The sequence below is a fragment of the Aquirufa ecclesiirivi genome, assembly GCF_011250515.1.
In the GTDB taxonomy this organism is placed as follows: Bacteria; Bacteroidota; Bacteroidia; order Cytophagales; family Spirosomataceae; genus Aquirufa; species Aquirufa ecclesiirivi.
Map to the genome: position 1 here is coordinate 81,683 of NZ_JAANOP010000007.1, position 25,527 is coordinate 107,209.

The 25,527-nt window shown below is 38.2% G+C and carries 26 protein-coding genes; 18 read left to right on the forward strand and 8 right to left on the reverse strand.

All coding sequences use genetic code 11. The features are described 5' to 3' along the window. Position 1 precedes the first annotated feature (1 nt). Positions 2-1,024, forward strand: coding sequence for a dipeptide epimerase (locus G9H65_RS10170; protein ID WP_166375239.1), 1,023 nt, complete (start codon positions 2-4; stop codon positions 1,022-1,024). After that, the gene (locus G9H65_RS10175) at positions 1,017-2,024 is read left to right on the forward strand and encodes an aminotransferase class I/II-fold pyridoxal phosphate-dependent enzyme (protein ID WP_166375240.1); all 1,008 of its coding nucleotides are present in this window, start codon (positions 1,017-1,019) and stop codon (positions 2,022-2,024) included. The genes G9H65_RS10170 and G9H65_RS10175 overlap by 8 nt, the downstream gene beginning before the upstream one ends. 11 nt (positions 2,025-2,035) lie before the next feature. Here the strand turns inward: G9H65_RS10175 and lgt are convergent, their stop codons facing one another. Both lgt and G9H65_RS10185 read right to left on the reverse strand, forming a co-directional pair. Next, complete coding sequence (lgt, locus tag G9H65_RS10180) at positions 2,036-2,866, reverse strand: prolipoprotein diacylglyceryl transferase (protein ID WP_205753296.1); 831 nt, start codon at positions 2,864-2,866, stop codon at positions 2,036-2,038. A 78-nt stretch (positions 2,867-2,944) separates the two neighbouring features. Next, a complete protein-coding gene (locus G9H65_RS10185) occupies positions 2,945-3,088 on the reverse strand; it encodes a hypothetical protein (RefSeq protein WP_166375241.1) in 144 nt (47 codons plus the stop codon). A 206-nt stretch (positions 3,089-3,294) separates the two neighbouring features. On the opposite strand from G9H65_RS10185, the gene G9H65_RS10190 reads away from it, so the two are divergent. From G9H65_RS10190 to G9H65_RS10230, 9 genes are all read left to right on the forward strand, one after another. Then, a complete protein-coding gene (locus tag G9H65_RS10190; RefSeq protein WP_166375242.1) occupies positions 3,295-4,467 on the forward strand; it encodes a PepSY domain-containing protein in 1,173 nt (390 codons plus the stop codon). A 63-nt stretch (positions 4,468-4,530) separates the two neighbouring features. Beyond that, positions 4,531-5,103, forward strand: a complete 573-nt coding sequence (locus tag G9H65_RS10195) for a hypothetical protein (RefSeq protein ID WP_166375243.1) — start codon at positions 4,531-4,533, stop codon at positions 5,101-5,103. Positions 5,104-5,354: 251 nt separating this feature from the next. After that, entirely contained in the window at positions 5,355-6,101 is a 747-nt protein-coding gene (locus tag G9H65_RS10200) for an NIPSNAP family protein (protein WP_166375244.1), read from the forward strand. 49 nt (positions 6,102-6,150) lie between these two features. Next, on the forward strand, positions 6,151-7,095 hold the full coding sequence (locus G9H65_RS10205; RefSeq protein ID WP_166375245.1) for a glycoside hydrolase family protein: 945 nt from the start codon (positions 6,151-6,153) through the stop codon (positions 7,093-7,095). Further along, positions 7,095-8,132 carry a glycosyltransferase family 2 protein gene (locus G9H65_RS10210; protein ID WP_166375246.1) on the forward strand — a complete coding sequence of 346 codons (1,038 nt, stop codon included), beginning with the start codon at positions 7,095-7,097 and terminating at the stop codon, positions 8,130-8,132. Before G9H65_RS10205 ends, G9H65_RS10210 begins: the two co-directional genes overlap by 1 nt. A gap of 75 nt (positions 8,133-8,207) precedes the next feature. Further along, positions 8,208-11,261: a PVC-type heme-binding CxxCH protein gene (locus tag G9H65_RS10215; protein ID WP_166375247.1), complete on the forward strand. Its 3,054-nt coding sequence runs from the start codon at positions 8,208-8,210 to the stop codon at positions 11,259-11,261. Between the two features lie 2 nt (positions 11,262-11,263). After that, positions 11,264-12,193, forward strand: a complete 930-nt coding sequence (locus tag G9H65_RS10220) for a hydroxypyruvate isomerase family protein (protein WP_166375248.1) — start codon at positions 11,264-11,266, stop codon at positions 12,191-12,193. Positions 12,194-12,256: 63 nt separating this feature from the next. Next, a complete protein-coding gene (locus G9H65_RS10225; RefSeq protein ID WP_166375249.1) occupies positions 12,257-12,544 on the forward strand; it encodes an autorepressor SdpR family transcription factor in 288 nt (95 codons plus the stop codon). Between the two features lie 56 nt (positions 12,545-12,600). Beyond that, positions 12,601-13,158: a hypothetical protein gene (locus G9H65_RS10230; protein WP_166375250.1), complete on the forward strand. Its 558-nt coding sequence runs from the start codon at positions 12,601-12,603 to the stop codon at positions 13,156-13,158. Here the strand turns inward: G9H65_RS10230 and G9H65_RS10235 are convergent. From G9H65_RS10235 to G9H65_RS10245, 3 genes are read right to left on the reverse strand one after another with little or no spacing between them, the layout of a single operon-like run. After that, on the reverse strand, positions 13,155-14,420 hold the full coding sequence (locus tag G9H65_RS10235) for an MFS transporter (protein ID WP_166375251.1): 1,266 nt from the start codon (positions 14,418-14,420) through the stop codon (positions 13,155-13,157). The two genes, G9H65_RS10230 and G9H65_RS10235, sit on opposite strands and share 4 nt — an antisense overlap. Further along, positions 14,401-15,195, reverse strand: coding sequence for a hypothetical protein (locus G9H65_RS10240; protein WP_166375252.1), 795 nt, complete (start codon positions 15,193-15,195; stop codon positions 14,401-14,403). The genes G9H65_RS10235 and G9H65_RS10240 overlap by 20 nt, the downstream gene beginning before the upstream one ends. After that, positions 15,182-16,006, reverse strand: coding sequence for an MOSC domain-containing protein (locus tag G9H65_RS10245; protein ID WP_166375253.1), 825 nt, complete (start codon positions 16,004-16,006; stop codon positions 15,182-15,184). The genes G9H65_RS10240 and G9H65_RS10245 overlap by 14 nt, the downstream gene beginning before the upstream one ends. Positions 16,007-16,124: 118 nt before the next feature. Between G9H65_RS10245 and G9H65_RS10250 the strand changes: the two genes are divergently transcribed. Next, positions 16,125-17,444: a TolC family protein gene (locus G9H65_RS10250; RefSeq protein ID WP_166375254.1), complete on the forward strand. Its 1,320-nt coding sequence runs from the start codon at positions 16,125-16,127 to the stop codon at positions 17,442-17,444. Here G9H65_RS10250 and G9H65_RS10255 read toward each other — a convergent pair. Continuing rightward, positions 17,415-19,226: an ABC transporter ATP-binding protein gene (locus tag G9H65_RS10255; RefSeq protein WP_166375255.1), complete on the reverse strand. Its 1,812-nt coding sequence runs from the start codon at positions 19,224-19,226 to the stop codon at positions 17,415-17,417. The two genes, G9H65_RS10250 and G9H65_RS10255, sit on opposite strands and share 30 nt — an antisense overlap. 90 nt (positions 19,227-19,316) lie before the next feature. On the opposite strand from G9H65_RS10255, the gene nusB reads away from it, so the two are divergent. The 6 genes from nusB to G9H65_RS10285 are packed head-to-tail and all read left to right on the forward strand — an operon-like array spanning position 19,317 to position 24,796. After that, the gene (nusB, locus tag G9H65_RS10260) at positions 19,317-20,480 is read left to right on the forward strand and encodes a transcription antitermination factor NusB (RefSeq protein ID WP_166375256.1); all 1,164 of its coding nucleotides are present in this window, start codon (positions 19,317-19,319) and stop codon (positions 20,478-20,480) included. A 1-nt stretch (position 20,481) separates the two neighbouring features. Continuing rightward, entirely contained in the window at positions 20,482-20,781 is a 300-nt protein-coding gene (locus G9H65_RS10265) for a YtxH domain-containing protein (protein WP_166375257.1), read from the forward strand. 1 nt (position 20,782) lies between these two features. Further along, complete coding sequence (locus G9H65_RS10270; RefSeq protein ID WP_166375258.1) at positions 20,783-21,220, forward strand: DUF1573 domain-containing protein; 438 nt, start codon at positions 20,783-20,785, stop codon at positions 21,218-21,220. A 16-nt stretch (positions 21,221-21,236) separates the two neighbouring features. Next, a complete protein-coding gene (gene yajC, locus G9H65_RS10275; protein WP_166375259.1) occupies positions 21,237-21,527 on the forward strand; it encodes a preprotein translocase subunit YajC in 291 nt (96 codons plus the stop codon). Positions 21,528-21,531: 4 nt separating this feature from the next. Continuing rightward, positions 21,532-22,953, forward strand: coding sequence for a dephospho-CoA kinase (gene coaE / locus G9H65_RS10280; RefSeq protein WP_166375260.1), 1,422 nt, complete (start codon positions 21,532-21,534; stop codon positions 22,951-22,953). 40 nt (positions 22,954-22,993) lie between these two features. After that, positions 22,994-24,796, forward strand: a complete 1,803-nt coding sequence (locus G9H65_RS10285) for a DNA polymerase III subunit gamma/tau (protein ID WP_166375261.1) — start codon at positions 22,994-22,996, stop codon at positions 24,794-24,796. On the opposite strand, the gene G9H65_RS10290 is transcribed toward G9H65_RS10285, so the two are convergent. Further along, entirely contained in the window at positions 24,793-25,098 is a 306-nt protein-coding gene (locus G9H65_RS10290; protein WP_166375262.1) for a helix-turn-helix domain-containing protein, read from the reverse strand. The genes G9H65_RS10285 and G9H65_RS10290 overlap by 4 nt on opposite strands. Next, on the reverse strand, positions 25,082-25,417 hold the full coding sequence (locus G9H65_RS10295) for a type II toxin-antitoxin system RelE/ParE family toxin (RefSeq protein ID WP_166375263.1): 336 nt from the start codon (positions 25,415-25,417) through the stop codon (positions 25,082-25,084). Before G9H65_RS10295 ends, G9H65_RS10290 begins: the two co-directional genes overlap by 17 nt. Between the last annotated feature and the right edge of the window lie 110 nt (positions 25,418-25,527).

Consider the following 25,527-nt stretch of genomic DNA (forward strand, 5'->3'; position numbering starts at 1 on the left):
TATGGAATTGCACCTACATACCTTTGATTTGCCACTGAAGCATACCTTCACCATCACGCATGAATCTAGGGATGTGCAACCAACGCTCATTGTGGAGTTAACCTGGCATGGAAAAAGTGGCTATGGAGAGGCCACAGAAACACCCTATTATGGGGTCACCATGGAAAAAATGGTTTCGCAGCTAGAAAGTATTCGTTCTTTTTTACCTAGCGACATACTCCCCCATCCCAATGATTTCTGGAAAATGATGTCCAAAACCTTGTTAGATGACCATCCCTTTGCCTTGTGTGCTTTGGATGTAGCCTATTGGGATTTATGGGGTAAAACACATGACAAGGCCTTGTACCAATTATGGGGCTTGGACATTTCACATAATCCCATCACCGATTATACGATTGGTATGGATTCGATCGACGTCATGGTGGCAAAAATGAAGGAAATGCCTTTTCCTTTATATAAAATTAAACTAGGTACAAATCAGGATATTGAAATTATTGAAGCACTCCGAAAAGAAACAGATGCTGTTTTTCGGGTAGATGCCAATACCGCTTGGACGGTCGAACAAACCTTAGAATATGCGCCTAAATTAAAAGCTTTAGGAGTGGAGTTCATAGAACAGCCGCTCAAGGCAGATCATTGGGAAGGAATGAAACGTTTGAAAAAGGAATCTGCATTACCGATCATCGCCGATGAAAGTTGCATAACTGAATCAGATGTTGCCCTATGTGCCGAATATTTTCATGGTATTAACATCAAATTGATGAAATGTGGTGGCATCACGCCCGCTTTACGGATGATTCATCAAGGCCGAAATTTAGGTTTAAAAATCATGGTAGGTTGCATGACCGAATCTACGATTGGTTGCTCGGCCATTGCCCAATTATTGCCACTTTTGGATTTTGTGGATATGGATGGATGCTTATTAGTGGAAGATAACATTTCACAAGGAATACGTATCGATTTTGGGCATGTCATTTATGCCAAAGAAGGAGGAACAGGAGCAAAATTAATTCAGCATGGCTAATTTTATGCATTTTGCGGATTCCATTCCTGGTCGAATTATATACTTGGATGGAAAGCCATATCGATGGCTAGGTGGAACCAATTATTTAGGAATTGGTGAGCATCCTTTATTTAATGAACAACTAAAAAAAGGGATTGACCTTTTCCCTCAAAACTGGGGAAGTTCCCGGAAAAATAATATCCAGTTTTCAGTATGGGATGATTTAGAACATGTATTGGCGAAAAAATTGGGTCATGAAGCGGCAGCACTTTGCTCATCGGGCTTTGCTGCTGGACAAATAGCCCTTCAGTTTTTGCTCAAACAATTCCCTCAAGCTACCTACTCTCTTGCCCCGCACAGCCACCCAGCTATCACCACGTTTCTTCATGCTCCTTGGGAAGGTAGTCGGCAGACATGGATTCAGAATGGGATAGTGGAGCAAGTTAAGATCTTAGGAACGGATGGAATCAGAACTCCCTTGGCTGAATTATTTGATTTTGAATGGGCCAAAGAATTACATCCTGATCAGTATCTCTTAGTAGACGAATCTCATCGAATAGGCGTTCAGAATATTCAAATAAACAGTTCAGCAACCATCATACAAACCGCCTCTTTATCAAAAGCTTACGGAATTCCGGCAGGTATTATTCTTGGTCCAAAAGATCAGATTGAAGAAATTAAAAAAGATCCCATGTGGATTGGAAGCTCCCCGCCCAATTTGGCATTTTGTTTTGCTTGTTTGAATGCTCAAGAAGCATATGAAGAACAAAGGGAGAAATTGCTAGAACACATCAACTTTTTTCAATCCCAGCTGGATGATACATCCATCAACTGGGCCGTAGGTCATCCTTCTTTTTGCACCGATAATGAAAATATCATCCAAAGATTAGAGGCGCATGGATTTAAAATGAATCAATTTTCTTATCCTAAATGGAACGATCCCGCCATTGCTAGAGCCTCCATACATGCGACATTAAAAAAAGCTGACCTTTTGGAATTAAGTCAGCTTCTTCATGAATAAAGTTCTAATTGTTAAGGTGCCGGATTTTTTTTGGCATAGAGTAATACGGCTACTCCAAAAAGCATCGCTGGTATCGACAAAATTTGCCCCATGTTTAGGGTCATGTAATTTTCAAACTCGCTTTGATTCTCTTTAAAAAACTCATAGAAAAAGCGTAGTGCAAATAAAGCAATCATAAACCAGCCCGTGATTAAGCCTTCCTGCGTTTTCTCTTTTTTCTTGGACCAAAACCACATGACAATGAAAAATAAAAGCAAGCAAGATAAAGCCTCGTACAGTTGGGATGGATGTCTGGCTAATACCTCGGCAGTTCCCATGGAATTAAACTCGGTATCTCGATAAAACTTGAATCCCCAAGGTAAATCCGTAGGTTTTCCTACAATTTCTGAATTCATTAAGTTACCCATACGTATAAAAAATCCGCCTAAAGCTACAGTGGGAACTACGCGGTCTGTTACGTATAAATAGGATTGACCAGGGTATTTTTTGGTATATAAATAAAATGCAGTAAAAAGCCCGATTCCTGCTCCATGGGATGCCAAACCCGAATAAGGTGGAATAATCATTTGTGTGAAAAACCGAATAGGATCCGCTTGTAATAGAGGGAATTCATAGAAGAAATAATGTCCAACACGAGCCCCAATCACGGTAGCCACCATAGCATAAATCAATAAATGATCCGCTTGTTCAACAGGTCTACCCTCTTTCTTAAAAATAAAACTTAATACCTGAAAGCCTGCTAGAAAAGCCATGGCAAAACAAAGTCCGTACCAACGAACAGGAAAACCGAACAGTTCAAAGATAGTTGGATCGGGATTCCAATCAATAAACGATAAAATCATGGGGATTGACGTTAAATATAGCAATCCAAATTTAAGACAAAATTTAGGATAATTGCCAAACGTCTAAGATGCTACCAACTATTTTTGAACCTTTGGAATCACTAGACTTACTGCCTTCTTTAACACTTTAGCAGGAAATAATCGATGAGGAAATCCCAAAGCAAAAGAATCTGAGGCAAAAAGCACTCCAACAAGTAGTAGAACAACAACCTTCTTTTTCATGATGTTTAATTTATTGATAGACAAATGTAGTAAACATATAGTACTTTGCAATACAAGGTACTATAATTATTTATTTTATTGTGATGATTGGTAGTCAAGATGCGTCAATTGGTCGATTGGTTGCATGAGCGTAACGACACATCGTATATTTTTGATACGAAAACGAAATCATTTACCGTTTAACTCTCAAAATATAAATTAATCCTATGAAAAAATCTCTGCTTACATTCGCCCTAGTAGCCTCCATTGGCTTAGCAAGTTGCTCAAAAGAAGACGCATTGAATCCGACAACGGATGCCACTGGCTTTGTTAGCCAGAATTTCATTCCAACGGCTGTTAAAACAACTGTTTCAACCACTTACCCATCTGCCCAAGTAGATTATTATGTATTACAAAGTAATTCTTTGTATGGTGCAAACATTGTACTTAGTAACACGGAATCACAAGTGGTATTAAACAAAACGGGAGAAATCAAAGAAGCATTTACTCGAATTGCCGAAACGGATTTACCTGCGGCTATAACCACCTACTTAAAGGAAAAACATACTGGCTATACCTTCATTCATGCAGGTAAAAAGACTTCCGGTACTCCAGTGACGTATCGAGTTGAGATCAAAGTAGATACCACCGTCTATTCGATCTTGTTTGATGAAACGGGAGCTATGATTTCCACAATAGAAGGCAAAAAAGGCGAAAAAGGAGGAAAAGGCATGGGAGCGGCAGTAAGTCATTTAGCTTTAACGGAGCTTCCTGCTGCAGTTCAGGCGGCTATTACTGGATATACTTTTAAAAACGCGGTACTTCGTTTAGATGGAAATGGGCTTGCTACCTACCATATTCACGCTGAAAAGGATGGTAAAGTTTGGGATTTCAAGATCGATGCTACCGGGAAAATTCTTTCTAGCAAAGAAGAAAGTAAAGATGACATCAAGATCACAAAAACTGAAATTACAACCCTTCCCCAAGCTATCATTGATTATTTAAATAAAAACGCTGTTGGCTGGACATTGAAAAATGCCTTTTCAGTTCAAAAAGATAACGTGGCCATTCACTACCATGTAGTGGTAACCGTTGGCGTAAATTCACAAGCCTATATGTTTGATAAAGATTTCAATGCTGTTGTCAATCCAGGAAAAGGTCCCAAAGACAATCCGAACCCCGCCAACTTCACGTTAACGGTTATCACAAAAGATCAAATCCCCGCCGCAGCTATATCCTATCTAGATAAAACTTATGCTGGCTGGACATTAACTAAGGCTGTTTCTGTCAGCAAAGATGGTGCCGCTTATGAAATTGAAGTAATCGTTACGGTTGCGGATAAAAAGTATAAAGTTGAATTTGACCTCTCAGGAAATTTCAAGAGTGCCCATAAACTTTAATTATTAGGTTGATTGTTTAAAAAGGCTTGCTCTCGCAAGCCTTTTTTTGTTATTTCGAGTGATATGCAAGAAATTGAACCTTCCTATCAATGGGAATCTATCTACAATGCTTCCCATGACCCTAAATCTCCATTTTATGGGAGAACATATTCCAATACGGAATATATACATACTATTTACAGCTATTACATACACCCACTTTGGGACGAAATCGACTCAGAAACACTCTATTGCAAAATACTTTTCACGGATTATTCCTTACAATTTTCAATCATTGAATTGATGGGAGAATGGAACGATACCCTGCACAATGATATCATGCTATTAAAACGTGGAGTGATCGATCATTTATTAGCTGAGGGGATCAAATACTTCATTCTTGTAGGTGAAAATGTCTTTAATTTTCATGGTTCTTGGGAAGATGACTATTATGCTGAGTGGTTTGAAGAAGTAGAAGATGGTTGGATAGCAGGACTTTGTTTCCCTGAATTCATTGAAAAAGAATGGAACAAATATAAAATCGATTATTACATCAATTTTGGAGGGACATTACAAATACCCAATTGGCGTACAGCTAAACCTGAAATGCTTTTCATGGTAGTTCATAAAATTCTATCAAATCGCCTAGGTAACTAAAAATCATAGAGTTGATTAAAATAATCAGAAAGCAGGACAAGAATCTCATATCAACTCATACTTTTGTCTTAGCTTTGTTAACACTTGAAGATTAGATTTGTCAACTCTTCAAGAGTTGACAAATCTTAGCACAGGTTACAAATCTAAGCACAGGTTACAAATCTTAGCACAATTGACAAATCTTAATACAATCACTAAGTAGATTAAGCATTTTAACATCACATGACAACCATTTACCCCCAAATTAACCTATGAAAAAATTATTTACACTCCTACTTTTATTCATCTCCATTCAGATGATAGCAAAAAAACCAGACAGCCGTTATTACGAATTACGCGTTTACTATTGCCACCCTGGCCGCTTAGACGCTTTAATCCAACGTTTCACCAACCATACCACCAAAATTTTTGAAAAACATGGTATGACCAATGTGGGTTATTGGATTCCTAACAACAATGAAAAAAATGCTCTTTACTACATTTTATCCTACCCAAATCAAGTAGAGCGTGATAGCTCTTGGAAGCGTTTTGGTCGTGATCCAGAATGGAGAGAAGTTGCCAGAAAATCTGAAGAATCAGGTAAAATTGTTGCTAAAGTAGAAAGCACATTCATGATGGCCACCGATTTTAGTCCAAAAATCAAACCTTCTTCTAAGAGTGTTGACCGCGCCATCGAATTAAGAACTTATACGGCAACTCCTAATAATATCGACAACATCTTGGCTCGTTTCAGAAATCATACTACCAAATTGTTCAAAAAACATGGTATGACGAACATTGCCTATTTTAAAACGATTGAAAAAGATCCTTCTGTACAACCTCGTTTAGTCTATCTACTAGCTCACGACAGTGAAGCTGCCGGAAAAGCTTCTTTCGACGAATTCAGAAAAGATCCCAATTGGATTAAAGCACGCGACGAATCAGAAAAGAATGGAAAAATTGTCGACAAAGTAGAATCTATCTACATGCACCCTACGACATTTTCAACTATCCGATAAAGCTTTGTATCTTTGTTGTCCCGAAATTTCGGGACAACAAAGAAAAATTATGCGGTGGAATAAGCAAGGATTACTCTTTTGTCCAGATGGTCAATCTGAATGGAATCAAAAAAAATATGCACACGTTGTGTGTGCTGACACCCATTACACGGATCGAATCCGTTTATATTATTCCGCCCGCGATTCTAAAGGGCGCTGTCAAGCATCCTTCATTGATTTAGATTCCAATAATTTATCCAACATATTATACGTTCATCCTGAGCCTATTTTAAGCTTAGGAGCTCCTGGAACCTTTGATGATTGTGGTATCATGCCCACATGGTTCCTACAAAACGGTGAAGAAAAATGGCTTTACTACATTGGTTGGACCGTTAGAAATACCATTCCTTACCACAATGCACTGGGCTTAGCCACCTCGAAGGACGGGATAAATTTTACTAAAAAATTCCAAGGACCCATCATCAGCACTACTGCTACTGAACCATTTTTCAATGGATCAGCTTGCTTTCTTTTTGATCAAGGAATTTATAAAGTGTGGTATTTAAATTGTACCCACTGGCTTCCAGATGGCAATTTAATGGAGCCATGCTACCACATTAAATACGCAGAATCTGTGGATGGCATCAACTGGGACAGAAAAGGACAAGTTGCCATCGATTACCGAGATGAAATAGAAGGTGGAATATCAAGGCCTACCGTTTTAATTGAAAATGGCATCTATAAAATGTGGTTTTCAGCGAGGGCATGTACAGATTATCGCACGAATCGCTCTCGTTCTTACCGCATCTATTATGCTGAATCAAAGGATGGTATTCATTGGAATAGACAAGATGGATTAGCTGGTATCGATGTGAGTGACCATGAGCAAGATTGGGATTATGAAATGATTGAATATCCCTTGGTTATCCGCCATCAAGAAAAAACCATTCTATTTTACAATGGGAATCATTTCGGTCAAAGCGGGGTAGGTTATGCTATTTTAGAAGAAAAATAATGGATTTTAGCTACCTGAATCATCAGCTTTATGGTAATCCTCATATGGCCAAACAGCCCAAAGTATCCGTTTGCCTAATTACCTATAAACATGAAAATTATATCCAAACTTGTTTGGACAACATTCTGAACCAAAAAACAGATTTTGATTTTGAAATCATCATCGGAGAAGATCACTCCCCTGATCAAACGGCTTCCATCATACAAACCTATGCAGACCGTTTTCCTGATAAAATAAAAGCGTATATCCGACCAGAAAACGTAGGGGCAAAAGTCAATTTCTTACATTGTTTTTTTGATTGCCAAGGGGAATATATCGTACATATTGAAGGAGATGACTATTGGACTTCCACAGATAAACTTCAAAAACAAGTGGATTTTTTAGATAGCCACCCAGAAGCATCTGCCTGTTTTCATAATGCCCAAATCATCTATGAAGATGGCACAGGAAGAGAACCATCACTCATTAATCCTAAAGATCAAGCACCTTGGATTCAATCAACTGATTTATTAAAAGAACGAGAAGCGTGGTTTATGGCAACCGCCAGTGTCATGATGCGAAAAAAGCTAGTCAAGACCTTACCCGATTGGTTTTTTCATTCCAAAAGTGGGGATATTCCTCTCTACGTCATTCTAGCCGAAGAGGGACCTATCGCCTACCTACCAGAAACCATGTCTGTTTATCGAAAAAACGAAGGTGGCATGAGTTATACGGATAGTAACAAATCTGCTGCATTCATTTACAATCGTATATTCATGTATTCCAAAATCAATGAGTATACCCATGCCAAATACCAAGATTTAATCAAGCCCATCCTTTTTGAATACCATTTACTTTTAATTGGAATCACTGAAAATGAACATTCATTTCTAAAAAGATGCTTTTATTTATGGAAAGCATCAGCACATTCCCCTCAAAAACTCCAGCTGGAAGATTGGAAAAGACTGTTTAAAGAACATGTATTTACACCTGAATCCCTTTTAGCCTATTTAAACTTCCGAAAAAAAATGAATCGTTTTTTTGGAATAAGGCCATAAATCAGGGTAAACCCATTAGGATTTTACAGGGTTTTAATTGAAATTTATAAGTATTCTATGTGAAAACAACTACTTATGAATTGGACATCTTCTAAAAAACCTTTTTTATTGTCGGCATTGTCTCTCTTTGCCTTATTATTTGCATCCTCATTTTATAAAAATGAGTCGTCCCGCTGGGGTCAAGTTTTATTGGATTCCTTAACTGAATCACAAAAAAGACAAACTGAAAATGCCTTAAAAGGATTAATAATACATCCTGAATTAGAAATTACCCTGTTTGCATCGGAGCCAATGCTCCAAAATCCTACCAACATTGATGTCGATGCCCAAGGTCGCGTTTGGGTCGTTGAGGCTTATAACTACCGTCCCAATATCAATGGAAATCCAACCAACCCACAAGGCGACAAAGTCTTGATTCTAGAGGATACGAATGGGGATGGAAAAGCGGATTCAAGAAAAATATTCTACCAATCTCCTGAATTAAATGCCCCACTGGGCATAGCCGTACTTGATTCTATGGTCATCGTATCTCAAAGTCCCTACATCTGGAGAATGTTTGATGACAACCGAGATGGAAAAGCAGATCGTAAGGAAGTGATGTTTCAAGGAATTGGAGGGGAACAACATGATCATGGCGCTCACGCCTTTACTTTTGGTCCAGATGGCAAATTGTATTTCAACTTTGGCAATGAAGGGGGACAATTATTGGATGCTCAAGGAAAAGCGGTTTTAGATCAAGATGGAGACCCGATTGGCCCGAAAAAATACAAACAAGGCATGGCTTTCCGATGTAATGTGGACGGATCTCAAGTGGAAGTATTAGGCCATAATTTCAGAAATAATTACGAAGTAGCCGTTGATTCATATGGCGGTTTATGGCAATCCGACAATGATGATGATGGTAATAAGGGAGTCCGCATCAATTTTGTAATGGAACATGGAAATTATGGTTACCGTGATGAAATGAGTGATGCGGGTTGGTCTGCCAATCGTACCAATATTGAACCAGAAATTCCAAGAAGACATTGGCATTTGAATGACCCGGGAGTAGTTCCCAATTTATTGCAAACGGGTTCAGGGTCTCCTACTGGAATGATTTTATATGAAGGCAGTTTGCTACCTAAAGCATTCCAAAACCAAATGATTCACTGCGATGCAGGTCCAAATGTAGTTCGTAGTTATCCCGTGAAAGCCCAAGGTGCCGGTTTTGAAGCCAATATCTTACCATTAGTAGAAGGGGTCAATGACCAATGGTTTAGGCCGGCTGATGTTACAGCTGCACCCGATGGCTCATTATTTATTGCCGACTGGTATGATCCAGGTGTGGGTGGACATCAAGCAGGAGACCAAACAAAAGGTAGAATTTATCGAGTTGCACCTAAAGGTCATGCATATCAAGTTAAAGCCATGCCGCTCAATACTCCAGAAAATGCGATCTTGGCTTTGGAGAATGCTAATTTGGCTCAAAGGTATTTGGCATTTAAAAAATTAATGACGTGGGGTAAATCAGCTGAAGCAGCCTTAGAAAAATCCTACCAAAATAATACAAATCCCCGCATGAAAGCACGGGCTTTCTGGGCATTGATGAAAACAAGTCAAGCTCAGCATTACTTGCATTTGGCGGCAAATGATGGAATGGCTGATATTCGCATGATGGCCATTCGGCAGGCCAAAAGAACTCCTTTCAGTCAATGGAAAGAACTAGCTGCTGCTTGGGTAAAGGATGAAAATCCACAAGTGCGTAGAGAATTAGCTATTGCTTTGAGACATATTCAAGACCCACAAGCGGATGCTCTTTGGGCAAAATTAGCCCAGCAACATAACGGTCAAGACCGTTGGTATTTAGAAGCCTTAGGTATAGGGGCCGATGATCTTTGGAACAGCCGTCTCAATGCTTACTTGGTACTTTCAAATAATCCATCTTCTGCCGCATTCCAAGATGTGGTGTGGAGATCCAGAACAGAAAATGCCCTTCCTTATATCTTTACTGAATTAAAAAGCAGTCAAGCTTTGGCCCAAAAACTTCGGTATTTCAGAGCACTAGACTTTATTCCTAGTGATAAAAAATCAGGGATGTTAATTGATTTGATTTCTACCCATTTCCAAGGACAAACCGAGGCTCAATTAATTGGATTAAGACATATCAATCCTACCTTCATTGCATCCAATGCCGATGCGAAGAAAGTTTTACGTAGTTTGTTACCTAAAACCTCTGAAACGGAATACCTGGAGTTGGTCGAAAAATACGAGCTTGCAGAAGAAAAAGAGAAGGTTTTACAGATGATTCTGTTAGGCAAACAAAGTAGAAAAGCGGGTTCTGTCATATACAAATTGAATGGTGGTGCAGCCCTGATTGCCAAAACCTTCCAAACTGGAAAAGAAGACCAACAAAAAGCCATCATTGAATCCATTCGCTGGATTGGTCAACCAAGTACTTTGTCGCTTTTATTTGATGCCATGAATCAGAAAAACCTATCCATGAGCATTAGAAAAGAGGCTGCTAGAAGTTTAGGAAACTCTGCCAATGGAGAAAACTATGTATTGGATATCTTAAAAAATAAAAAAGTTAGCTCGGAATTCATTCCTTCTGTGGTAGAAGGTGTCAGCAGGACTTGGAGAAAGGCAGTCCGAATGGAAGCTAATTCCTATTTAGGTGGAAGTAATCAAAATACCAAAACCAAACATCCTGATTTGAATACCCTTTTAGGACAAAAAGGAAATGCGCAAGCAGGTATCAAGGTATTTGTTGATCAATGTTCCATGTGTCACCAAGTGTACCAAGAAGGTATTGATTTTGGACCAAAATTAACGGAAATTGGCTCTAAATTATCCAAAGACGGTATGTTTGTATCCATCATGCACCCTAATGCTGGGATAAATTTTGGTTATGAAACCTATGAAATCTTAACCAAGTCAGGAGAAACGTATCAAGGAATCATTAGTTCCAAAAATGAGACCGATATCATTATGAAATTACCTGGAGGGATGATTCAAAACTTTAAGACATCTGCTTTAAAATCAGTCAAACAATTACCTAATTCCATGATGCCTGAAGGATTGGCAGATGCCATGAGCACTACGGATTTAGTCAACTTAGTCGAATATTTAACTACCTTAAAAAAGAAATAAACATGGATCGTCGTTCCTTTGCCCAAATGATGGGCGGAAGCTTATTAGGAGCAGGTATTACAAGTAGCCAACCTACTTTAGCTGCTTCATCAAGTCAACTACATAGCTTAGCTGCAGAGCCTCCTTTTAGCTTAAAATATGCTCCTCATTTTGGTATGTTTAAAAATCATGCCGGTCCAGATGAGATAGACCAATTGAAATTCATGCATGAGATGGGTTTCCGTGCCTTGGAAGACAATGACATGATGGGGAAAAGTCCAGAGCTACAAGCCAAAATTGGAGAGACGCTGACCAAATTAGGTATGACTATGGGTGTATTTGTGGTGAAGTTTGATGGTTTTTTTGATACCCAACACATGACCACAGGTAAAAAAGAAGCTACTGAAATGTTCATCAAGGCTTGCAAAACAGCCGTTGAAACAGCCAAACGTTGCAATGCCAAATGGATGACTGTCGTACCTGGTAACTTCAACCGTAAATTGCCTCTAGGTGTTCAGACAGGCCATGTAATTGATAACCTTAAACGTGGTGCCGAAATTTTCGAACCCCATAATTTAACCATGGTATTGGAACCATTAAGTGATAATCCAGATTTATTCCTTCGCTATTCAGATCAAACTTATATGATTTGTCGGGCAGTAGGTAGCTCCGCATGTAAAATCTTATTTGACATGTACCACATGCAGCGCAATGAAGGTAACATGATAGCGAATATGGATTTATGCTGGGAGGAAATTGCTTACATGCAAATTGGAGATAATCCAGGCAGAAAAGAACCTACCACAGGAGAGGTAAATCATGCTAATATTTTCAAACACCTAAGAAAGAAAGGGTATACAGGCGTATTGGGCATGGAACATGGTAATTTCTATCCTGGAAAAGAGGGTGAAGTGAAATTAATGGAAGCGTATCGTAAGGAAGACAAAGGATAATTCCATAGATTATTTGGAATACTACCTTTATATTTAAATATTTGTTTAACTATTTAAGATATTATGGATATTGTATTCAAAGCTATCAATGATCCAACAAGGAGAGAAATACTTCGCTTTTTGACTCATGGCCCACAAAATGCCGGGACTATTGCCCAGCAATTTAACATGAGCAAGCCTAGTATTTCTCATCACTTGGATTTATTGAAACAGGCACAGCTGGTGGATTTCAGTAAAAAAGGACAATTCTTAGTCTATACCCTCAACAAGTCGGGCTTCGAAACCATACATACTTGGTTTCAGCCCTTTACTTTATTTTTCGAATTACCGAAGCCTAAAATCCGACTTTAAATTAGGTTTGACATAAGCCAATCTTTCCTTAATTTCGTTTTCAAATTGCCCATCCTATGAATCATTCACTACCAGCGTCATTATCTTTTCTTCGTTCCGAGCTTCCCTCCCATTGGGTTGGACTTGGGGTCATTCAATTGCCAAAACGGAATTTTTTCCAATCCATTGGTGATTTTTTTGCTGAGAAATCAGGAAAGCAACGTATTTCATTCGTGGTAGTAAATGAAGAATCTTTAAAAACACTTCATTATCAGGGTTCTACTTTAATAGCATCCGAATTCATCGATATTCATAATTTGGATCACTTCTATTTTTCGGAAGGCAATACTTCTGATGGACTCGTTTCCTTATTCAATTGTGAGGCTAGCATTGTGGTTTCCAAAAACAAAAAAGGCGATTTGAAACTTAAAGATTCTTTCTTCAAAATTATGCCGGCTTTATTAGGTGAGAATGCCGAACCAATCCGTAAAATTGAGGATATTCAATGGGCACAAGAAAGCAAAAAACACATTGCAGAAGTCTTAAAACACTGGCCAGAACACATCAAAGCCAGAAAAGATAAAGAAGAAGCTGAAGAAAAAGCAAGATTAGCACAAGAGGCCCATATCAGTTAATCAACAGATTCAACCTTCTTTGCCACATGTAATTTTAATAAATCCTTCGAATTTAAGGCAACCAAGCTTACGATCACCAAGGTTGCCGTAGCTCCTACTAAGACAGATGGCACCGTTCCCAACAATTTAGCCATCACACCAGATTCAAAAGCTCCTAGTTCATTGGATGAACTAACAAATATCCCATTCACCGAAGATACCCTTCCCCGCATCTCATCAGGAGTATAAAAGCGCAAAACGGTTTGTCGAATGACCACACTGACAGAATCAAAAGCGCCAGTAAAAAATAAAGCCACTACCGATATCCAAAAATTGGTGGATATGCCAAAGACCAAAGTAGCCACCCCAAATCCAGCAATAGCCATCAATAAATTTCTCCAAGCCTTCTCCAATGGTGGAAAATAAATCATGAAGGCCATGGACAACAAAGCTCCTACAGAAGGTGCTGCGCGTAAAATACCCAAACCTTCCGCCCCCACTTTCAAAATATCCTCTGCAAAAATGGGTAAAATGGCGATGACTCCACCAAATAAAACAGAAAACAAATCCAATGAAATGGCATACAGGATAATCTTGGTTTTAAAAACATAAACGATACCTTCCTTTAAGCTTTGCCAAATGGATTCATGGCTAACTGCTTTGGGAGGAACTGGCCTTTTCTTGATAAAAAACAAACATATCATCACCCCAAATAAAAACACAATCACCGTTTCCAAAGAACCCGCCAAACCCAAATAGGCATATAAAAACCCAGCCATTCCAGGGCCTAAAATTGCCCCTAATTGCCAAAATGAACTGTTCCATGTAGCCGCATTGGCAAAAACCTCTTTAGGTACTAAAAATGGATTTAAGGAAGAAGCGGCTGGACTAAAAAAACCTTTGGACAATCCAATGAGAAAAATGACAAAATAAATGGTGTAGATGTGAAAATCCGGACTTTGTGAATCTAATTGTAAGCTTGAATAGAGTAATAAAAAAGAACTAAAAATGATGACCGACAAAGAAATTTGCATAATCTTTCGCTTATCCCGATTGTCGGCATAATGCCCTCCAAAAAGAGCCAATGAAATGTAAGGAATTACTTCCGCCAAGCCTATTAAACCCAAGGCTAAAGGATTGTGGGTAATCTTATAAATTTCATACGACACGATCACTTCTTGCATCAAAAGTGCCATGGTAAATAAGGTATTACCTACCATAAAGGCCCTGAACTCAGGAAATTTTAATGCGCTGTAAGCGTCCTTATTTTGAAAAAAACTCATAGGCGAAATACAGAATGGGGCTACAATATGCTAGTTCTCCCCAAAGGCGGGAGGCTAACTTGTTTTTTGAAAAGTAATGAATCCAACTTTGTATGGCAAATGTAATGGCAAATGGCATAAAAGCGATTTTTTCATCGAAGTAAAATATCAATCCAATAAATAGGATCACAAAACACAGCTCTGCGCCTAATAGAATGTGTTTCCAATGATCATTGAATTTCAATGGTCCTATCTTTTCCCTTTCCCACAAGGTATACATGGCCAGATTTTGTAATACCAAGAGAAAAATCAAAATAGCTGTTGATATGGCCCAAATAGACCAAGATAAACGATACCAAGTGCTAGCCCCCACTCCTACCGCATAAATAAAAGCAGTTAAAAATTCTTTACTGAACCAAATATGACTCAATATGCCATAAAACCAAGCAATCCAATATATTAACATCCATGCACACAATCCAAACCCAAAAAAAATCAAGCGAAGATCCAAATACACCAAACTTAAACCTCCCAGGAGCAATAAAACGAATAGAAGAATCTGTACAACTGAACCATGTTTTGATTGAAACAAATGCCGCTCATCTTGATGTATTCCTTTTTTTCGATCAATCATTCGGTCCAATAAATAAATACCCCAAACAGCACAACCCAAAGATATCTGTTCAGGCAAGCTAGGCAATTCCTTCAAAAAAATCTCGTGAATAAGCGCTTGAAAAGCTAAAGTACCCCAAACAACATCTAAACTTAAAAAGTGGGCAATTTTAATATACCTCATCCTGTTGCACTTGAACACTAATTCGATCTCCTACAGCCACTTTGCCCAAAATTTGGGGAACAAATTGCTGTCCAAAATATACTTTATTCCCGATTTTCCGTATTTGAGAAAGGGCAGTCAAAACTTCTTTTTGGATGGTTCCTTGCTGTGGATGTACTGTAATCAATTGACAACGAGCACAGGGCTTAGCACCCATTAATTGAACATTCCCAACCTGAATTTGCTTCCAGCGATCTTCTTCAAATGCCGTTGCACCAGAAACTATGATATTTGGGCGAAAACGTAGTCGATCTACTTGATCTCCCAATTCTTTTTCCAATGACTCATACGATGCTTCAGAACAAAGTAAAATAGGCAGTGCATCGGCAAAGGAACTTTCTTTCGATAAGGGAGTTTGATATTTTTCTGGCATGAAACGAGGCGTATCTTTCGATAATTGAACTAAATACACTTTTTCGTTCAATAAGTGACTAAACCATGGAGACCAGTCTTCTAAAACCAAGCGAGCCTCCAAATGATCATCCCATAATTCCACAGGCATTGATTCCCCCAGTTGCACCGATGAAGATAAACATTTGGTCTGACCTGTTTGCTTATCCTCCACCAAAAAGCCATCAGGATGTGCTCGTAACTGAAAACGGGTTAAATCTGGACGGCTACGCTGCGTAATGAACTTTCCATGCTCATCTACCAACATAAAACGACGATCCCCAGCCAAGCCTTGAATGTCCACATGAGCTTCCTTCAGAGACAGTGCCCCCAAGGATTTTATAGGATAAATATAGAGTTGAGTTATTTCTAAAGCAGGCATAAAACAAAAATAGCTAAAAACATATCAAAATAGCTATGGGTACTTGTATGGTAAGTGTATCGAAAAATGCATCAAAATCACTATGTTTGTTAATTATATATGCCAAATAGATTACCCCATGAAGATATCAGGCCTAAGCATTAGCCTTCTAGTTGCATTATCAGTTAGTTTATTTCCCTCTCAAGCACAGAAAAACTTGAGTTTAGAAGATGCGATTCAACAAGGATTACAAAACCACTACTCAATACAGGTTGCTAAGAAAAGAGAAAAGCAAGCACTTAATGACAATACATTAGGTAATGCTGGATTTCTACCTACCATTACAGGGAATTTCAACAAAAACTATACTATTTCTGGCTTAGATCAGGAGTTTTTTGGAGGTTTGCGTGCCCCTTTAGTTCAGTCAGGTGTAAACTCAAATTCCTCGAATACAGGTGTTGCTATGATTTGGACTTTGTACGATGGAAAAGGTATGTTTGTCTTAAGAGATCGATTCAAAGAATTACAAAATTTAGGAGCTAAGCAAACGGAAGCTACCATTGAGAACTTAATTGCCTTAATCAGCGCTTCCTATTATGATATCATTCGTCAGGATTTGCGTGTCAATAACTTCAGAAAAGGATTAGAGATTTCCAATGACCGCTTAAAATTAGCCAAAGATCGTTTTGAAGTTGGACAAGGTTCAAAAGTGGATTTTTACTCCGCTCAAGTTGACTATAATGAAGATAAAGCATTGTTATTAGCTCAAGAACAATCTTTTTTAAGTACTAAAATCAATTTTAACACACTGCTGGTTAGAGAGCATATGCTTGATTTTGATGTGGTTTCAAGCATTGAATTATTGCCTAAATTGAAATTGGAAGAATTAAAGAACCAAGCTTTACAACAGAATCCCAATTTGATTTCCGCTTTATTGAACAAAAAGGTAGCAGATTTAGATATCAAAAATTTACAGAGTCAACAACAACCAGTTATCGATCTAGTAGCAGGTTATAATTACAATACGGTCAATAACGGAGCAGGTTTTGGTGTATCAAAAGGTAGTAGTGATGTGATGAACTATGGATTACGTGCTTCCATTAATATTTTTGACGGAAGTAATCAAAAGCGTCGAATTCAAAACGCTAAAATCAATGCCGAAATCGCTGATTTACAAGTTGCAGATTTGAAAAACAACTTGGTTTCAAACATTGAAAAAGCCTATGTCAATTACGAAAATGCGTTGAACTTAATCAATCTGGAAACAGAAAATTATGGAATAGCCAAGCAAAACATTGACATTGCTTTTGACCGATTTAAAGTCGGAATCGCTACTTCCTATGAATTAAGAGAAGTTCAAAGAAACGCAGTAGCTGCAGAAACTAGACTGATTGAAGCTAAATTTGCCGCTAAAACTGCAGAGATTGAATTAATTCGTTTGAGTGGAAACTTGCTCTAATTCTTTTGTTTCTTGATTTAATTGTTGCTGGTATAATTCATAATAACTACCCTTCTTTTTCATAAGTGTAGTATGTGTACCTTGTTCTACAATTTGTCCTTCATGCAAGACAAATATCCGCTTTGCTAATTTAGCTGAGGATACTCGGTGTGAAATAATCACACAAGTTTTACCTTCCATGATCAGTTTCAAATGATTTAAGATCTTATGCTCCGTATGCGTGTCTACCGCCGACAAACAATCATCCAACACCAGCATACCCGGATTTTTGGCCAAGGCTCTTGCCAAGGATACGCGTTGTTTTTGACCACCCGATAAGGTTACTCCTCTTTCTCCCAAAATGGTATCAAAGCAATCGGGGAATTCCATGATGTTTTCATACACATCGGCATATTTAGCGGCTTGTTCTAAATCTGCTTGGTTTAAATCGGCTTGACCAAAGCGAATATTTTCCGCGATACTGGTAGAAAACAAAAAGACATCCTGAGGTACGAAACCCAGGTTAGAACGAACCAACTCCATGTCCCAATCTTTCAATTCGATCCCATCTAGTAAAATCTTACCCGCCGAAGGATCATAAAAACGAGCCATTAAAGCAGCTATGGTACTCTTTCCAGAACCTGTAGTACCTAATAATGCGACCGATTCCCCTGGCTCAATTTCCAAATGTATATCACGCAAAATGGGACGATCTGTGCCGGGATAAGTAAAATCAACATGTTCGAATGTCCAGCGACCTTGAATTTTTTGACGAATTTGTTGACCGATCAAAAGCTCCGATTTCACTTGTAAAAACTCATTGATTCGTCCCTGTGAAGCGGCGGCGCGCTGAATTTGAGAACTAGTCCAACCTAAAGCCGTCACAGGCCAAGTCAGCATAAAAACGTACATGATAAACTCCGTGATATTACCAATGGAGATTCTTCCTGCCATCACTTCTTGTGAGCCAACATACACCACTAATAATGTAGAAAAACCTACCAGCAATGAAATCAAAGGCGTAAACAAAGAATCCACTTTCACCAAGTCCAACGATTTCTTGCGGTAATTTGCCGAGGCATCAGCAAAGGCTTGAACAGATTCTTTTTCACGAACAAAAGATTTCAATACTCGAATTCCTGAAAAAGCCTCTTGAGCAAAAGTAGAAATAGTTGAAAGCCCCGCTTGTATCTCTTCCGATTTGCGTAAAACCAGGGAATTGACATAGTAAATGCTGACCGAAAGAATAGGCAGGGGTAATAAAACATACCACATCAAGGTTTGATTGACATGCCACATATAATAAATCACCAAGACAAATACACAAATCAGGTTTAGGCCATACATCATGCTGGGTCCGACGTACATACGCACTTTACTCACATCTTCTGAAATGCGAGCCATTAAATCGCCCGTATTTTGCTTTCTGTAAAATGATAAAGGTAAAGTTTGGTAATGCTCATAAATCTCATTTTTCATATCATATTCGATATGCCGCGACATCACAATGAGCGTTTGACGAACCATAAATAAAAAGACACCTTTGATCAAGGCCATCAGGATGATTAAACCGCCATAAAAGAATAAAGTAGCCGCAAAAACTTCATAAAATGCACCTTGTAAAGAAAACTGTTTGAACAAAAAATAAATATCAATGGTCTCTGTTACCAAGTCCAAGGCATAGCGCACCAGTTGAGCAGGCACAACACCGAAAAAATTGGAACAAAAGGTAAAGAGGATGCCCAAGAAAAGCAGCCATTTGTACTTCCAAAAATATTTATTGAGGTGACTTAGTGCGCCCATGCTTAATTTACTTCTAACAAAGATAGAATCTTTATCAATTAAAATCCTTAATTTTGTGTTTCAAACAACAAGAACGCTCTTTATTTTCGGATGGTAAACAGAAGATTACTTCGGGTGAAAGCATTTCAGCAATTGTATGCTTACAACACGCAAGAACGCGCCCAATATCAATTGGCATTTGACGAATTAGCTGTCATTTTTCAGCCTGATTTATCACTTATGGTCGCAAAGGAGGAACAAGCTCCTCGACTAGAAGGCCTAAAAAAATTGGCAGAAATCCAATTAAACGAATTTTTTCAAGAAATACCTACGGAAGAAAGTATCCCACCAGAATCGTTGGCAGCAGCTAAGTCGGTTTATCGTACTTATCAAAACAATACCAAAAAAATTGCAGAGAAGTTAAAAAAGGACATGGTGAAAGAAGTAGAGTCCATCTACAAACAATACTTAAAAATCCTTTTTTACCTACAACATCTCTCGGATATTGCCGTTTGGGATGAAAACCGACGTTTGTTAGAGAATCCAATCAAGACTTCTCAACTGAGCAAAAATAAAGTTTTGGCCATCATGCCTAAGTGGAAAGCTTTGCAACAAGCTTTTGAAGATCAACACATTGGCTGGTCAGAAGACGAGGAGAACAGAATTAAAAAATTGTTTTTAGAGGTAATTCTACTGGATCAAACATTTGTCGACTATCTTCCACAAGCTGGTAAAAGCTTTGAAGATGACATAGAAATGATTCGCTATATTTTAAAAACATTTATTCTAAAACACTCGAGTATGACCGAGTATTTTGAAGAAAAAGATTTAAATTGGCACCTTAATAAGGATGTAGTTAAAAGTTTGTCGACCAAAACATTTAAAGTCGATGCCTTAGAAGATTTGAGCTTACAACCTTTAGCGCTTCAGTGGGATGATGATAAATTATTCTTTGAAGAGTTGTTTGAAAGTACGATTCAAAACGACAAAGATTTAGTTCTTTGGATTGGAGATCAAACAAAAAACTGGGAGTCTGATCGTTTGGCTATGGCTGATTTTATTTTGTTAAAAATGGCTTTGACAGAAATGATTAAATTTTCCAGTATACCCGTTAAAGTAAGTATTAACGAATACATTGAACTAGCAAAAAATTACTCTACACCAAAATCAGGGCAATTCATCAACGGTATCCTAGATGTCATTTCTCTGAGATTGATACACGAAAAAATAATTACTAAATCTGGTCGAGGATTAATCGACATAGCCAGCAAATAATATGAGTAGATCATCAAAATCCTTTTGGGCATTTGTCGTAGGAGCTGCCACAGGTGCTATTATCGGAATTTTATATGCCCCTGATAAAGGTGAGAATACCCGCAACAAATTGTATTTTCAATTGAACAAATACAGAGAGCAATTGAAACAATTACTCAATGATATTGTGGAAGGTAAGGAAATCCCAGAAACAATGGCGAAATCAGAAGGCAAAAAAGTGGTCAATGATACCAAAGTTAAAGCTGAAAAATTGTTGGAGGATGTAGAGAAAATGATGAGTCAGATCAAAGCAAAGCCATAACATGAAGTATGTCATTGCCTTATGCTTTTTATGTCTTCTTTCCTGCACGAACAAACAGAAAGAGGCCAGAAACTCAACCGAAGAATCGGTTCCTATGGAATTGAGACCTTCCGTTGAAAAGCATCCAGTCATGAAATTTGACCAACCCGTGGTTTATTTAGGGAAAATTACCGAAGGAGATAGTATATCCTATACCTTTCATTTCAAAAATGAAGGAAATATGCCTTTGAAAATTTTAACAGTCAATGCATCTTGCGGATGCACTACCCCAAAATGGAGCAAAGAATTGGTACAGCCTGGTAAAAAAGGCTTCATTAAAGTTAGTTTTGATTCCAAAGGCAAAGAAGGTAAAGTACAAAAAACCGTTACTGCCTACGCCAATACCATGCCATCGGACAATATGGTGGCATTCAAAGTAGAAATTCAAAGAAAAAAATAAATTAAACTATCAAACTATGGCTAACAATCCTCAAATCATGCAAATCCTCCTTTTTGGTGGAATCTTTGTCGTGTTTTATTTTTTCATGATTCGTCCACAACAAAAAAAGGCGAAAGAAGCGAAAAAATTCATTGAAGAATTAAAAACAGGTGATAAAGTAGTCACTATTGGCGGAGTACATGGATCAGTGGTTTCCATTCGTGAAAAAACATTGGTAGTAGAGATTGACTCTAGCAAAGGTGTTCGCGTGGTTTTCGAAAAATCAGCTATTTCAAAAGATGCTTCTTCTCGCTTAACAGAAGAGTAAACCGATGGAAAAAAGCCTTCGACCTCTTTTAGGTATCACAGGCGGTATGGGATCCGGCAAATCAATCATTTGTCGGATTTTTGCTTGTCTAGGAATTCCGATTTTTGAGTCCGACAAGGTTGCCCACCAATTGGTTAATAGCGATCCTGCCATTCAACAAAAAATCATAGGGATTTTTGGCCCTGAAAGCTTTGATAATCAAGGTACATATAACCGTGACTATATTCGAAGTCGAGTAAAAGACAACCCAGATTTGTTGGCAGCTTTAAACCACATCATTCACCCTGCTGTACGTGAAGCGTTACAGCTATGGGCTCAAATTCCTAGTTCTGCCCCATTTAAATTGTATGAGGCCGCTCTCTTAACCAATAAAAATAAACCTGCATACATACGCGAGTTAATTGCCATAGAATGCCCTATGAATGAGCGCATGGATCGATTACAAAAACGAAACCATTTAACCTTTGAAGACAACATGAAACTGTTACAAAACCAACCCAGCTCAGAACAATACACCGAAGGTGTTAATTTGATTATACAAAATGGCAATAATGACCGCGTTTGGCCACAAGTAGAGGCCATTTTCAAGCGGCTCTCCATCATTTTGATTACCCTTTTACTTTTCAGTCAAACTAGTATGGGGCAAATCAAAGCCATGACCTTTAATATTCGCATGGATACGAAGTCAGATGGCATTAACCAATGGACTAATCGCAAGGATCACTGTGCTGAATTAGTCAAATATCACCAAGCTGATATTATTGGCATGCAGGAAGCTTTTATTCATCAAATCAAAGATTTTGCAGAAAGATTACCTGGCTTTGCTTGGTTTGGCCGTGGACGTGACGATGGAAAAGAAGAAGGTGAATTCTCTCCTTTGTTTTACAATACCACGAAATTGAAGGTCTTAGAACAAAAGACATTTTGGTTATCCGATTCATGTGATAAAGTGGGTTTTGGCTGGGATGCGGCTTGTAGACGCGTCGTTACCTGGGGGCATTTTCAAGACCTGAAAACAAAAAAGAAGTTTTATGTTTTCAATACCCACTTTGATCATTTGGGTAAAGTAGCCCGCCGAGAAAGTGCCAAATTAGTATTAGCTAAAATTAAAGAAATTGCCAAAAACAGTCCAGTCATTTTATTAGGAGATTTTAATGCCAAGCCAGATGATGAACCGATTCAAATCTTGGTAGACCCTAAGAACCCTGACCGATTAACTAATTCAGAAAGCATCAGTAAGTTAGGCCATTATGGTCCTAAGAACACCTTCAACGCTTTCAAAGAGGAAAGAGAAAATAGTCAAATCGATTATATATTTGTGAAAAATGGCGTAAGTTGTGAGCAACATGCTACCCATTCGGAGACCTGGTCAAATCGTTATCCAACAGACCATTTTCCTGTAAGCGCCACCCTCCGAATCCCTTAAATCGATTTGGGTTTTATGACCTCAAATTGTAACTTGCAGTATGGAAAATTTTATTGTTTCTGCGCGAAAATACCGTCCTACCCAGTTTGATTCTGTGGTAGGTCAAAGCCACATTACCACCACGCTAAAGAATGCTATTAAGTCGAACCACTTGGCTCAGGCTTTTTTGTTTTGTGGTCCTAGAGGGGTGGGAAAAACCACTTGTGCGCGTATTTTAGCCAAAACAATCAACTGTGAAAATCAAAGTGCTGAGGGTGAGGCCTGTGGTACTTGTTCTTCCTGCCAATCTTTCCAAGAAAACACTTCCCTGACCATTCACGAGCTTGATGCTGCTTCGAATAACTCGGTGGATGACATCCGTAGTTTGATCGATCAAGTTCGCTATCCACCACAAAGTGGACGCTATAAGATCTACATCATCGATGAGGTTCACATGCTTTCTACCCCGGCTTTTAATGCCTTTTTGAAAACATTGGAAGAACCTCCCTCCTATGCCATTTTTATCTTGGCTACCACAGAAAAGCATAAAATCTTACCTACCATTTTATCCCGTTGCCAAATCTTTGATTTTAACCGCATCAAATGGCAAGATATGGCCATGCACTTGGCATCTATTGCGGAAAAGGAAAACATAACTGCCGAACCAGCTGCTTTGGAATTGATTTCGATCAAAGCCGATGGAGGTTTACGTGATGCCTTGTCGATGTTTGATTTAAATGTTACCTTCTCAACGGATAACACGCTACGTCATAAAGCAGTTTTAGAAAATTTACATATTCTAGATAGCGACTATTATTTCAGTCTGACAGATCACTTAGTTGAGCAAAACCATACGGCTGTACTTCTTCTCATAGAAGAAATCATGCGCAAAGGTTTTGACGGATTGCAATTCATTTCAGGCCTTATGGAGCATTTGCGTTTGTTATTATATGCCAAAGACCCTAAGACCTTAGCTTTAATGGAAATGAGTGACGAGACCAAAGGCAAGTTTAAAAAACAAGCTGAATTAACCTCGACTTCATTTTTACTCTCAGCCATGAATATTTGCGCGCAATGTGAAGTAAATTACAAAAGCGCCAAAAATCCAAGATTGCATTTGGATTTAAGTTTATTAAAAATCAACTACTTAAATTCAGTATTCAAGCCTAATCAAACACCTGTGGTGGAGGACGGCGCTGGAAAAAAGCTTGAGGCCTCGGCCAATATCTCTATTGAAAACAGTGCCATACAAGAACAAAATGTACCTGTAAAGCAAGAAGTACCAGTTCAGGAAGCACCTGTCCCATCCTTAGTCATCCAAGAAGAGAAAACCACTGTTCCTGAAAATACCCAATCTAGTCCTAGTCCAGTTCCAAGCCGACCAAGCATTCAGTCTTCTGGTTTGCGAAGCGCCAAAAAATTGGTTGAAACCAAACAAGCCGAGCAAAAAGAAGCTACTTTACTGACAGGAAGTGCCACAGGAGCAGAAAATAAAACCTTTACTTTAGCAGATATAAGCCGAGAATGGGTTCGAATCGCTAAGGCCTATGAAGCCAATCAGGACATCAATAAATTTGTCATGATGAATCGACCCATTGAACTAATAGGTACGGTTTTACATTTAAAAGTAGAAAACGAGTTACAGATTCAGCAGTTTAATGAAGCCATTCGGATGGAGGTATTAAACCAACTGCGCTCTTCGCTGCATAATTTTGATATTGACATTGAGCTTGACATCCTTGTTCAAGAAAAAAGCGACAAAAAAGTGCTTTATACCCAATCTGATAAGTATGAATACCTTTCCGAGAAACATCCCATTCTAATAGAAATGAAACAAAGGATGGGCTTGGATTATGAATTTTAAAAATCAATGGATATATGAAGTTGACCACCTAGACCAACTTCTACTATTTTCTTTAAGGTAGATAATCGGACTTCTTTCACATCATTTTCAATTTTAGAAATATACGATTTAGTGGTACCTACTTTCAAAGCTAATTCTTCTTGGGTTAAACCTTGATTTTTTCTGGCTTCATGAAGTAAGACTCCTAATTTAAAATGCTGATATCCAACCTCAAAATCATCCCTCGCAATATTCTCTAATTGACCATAATTAGATTCTATAAATTGATCCAAACTGACAAAATCACTATTTTTCTTTTTCATAAAACAACTTGATTTTTTGTGCTTTGATTATATCTTTTCTTAAAATCCTTTGGGTTTTCTTTTTTATCGCATGGGTAACCACGACATAAAAACCATCTTGAAAACAAAATACTCTAAAAATATCAGAGCCTACTTGAATTCTAATTTCATATATGCTATCAGATGAAATTAATTTTTTAAAATATACAATTGGGACCCACTCTAATTCCTCAATTAATCTAAAAGTCCATAATATCTTTTCTTTTACTTGCTCAGATTGATTCTGAAAAAAATATTGAAATTCATTTGAGTATATCTTAATAGTCCGGTATTTGCGCATTGGTTCTTAACAAATTTAGAAAAAGTTTCACTAAAGTGAAACTTTTATTTTTCTTAAAATTATTTATTACCAAAAAAACGAAACAAATAATACTATTTCCTTCCATGTAT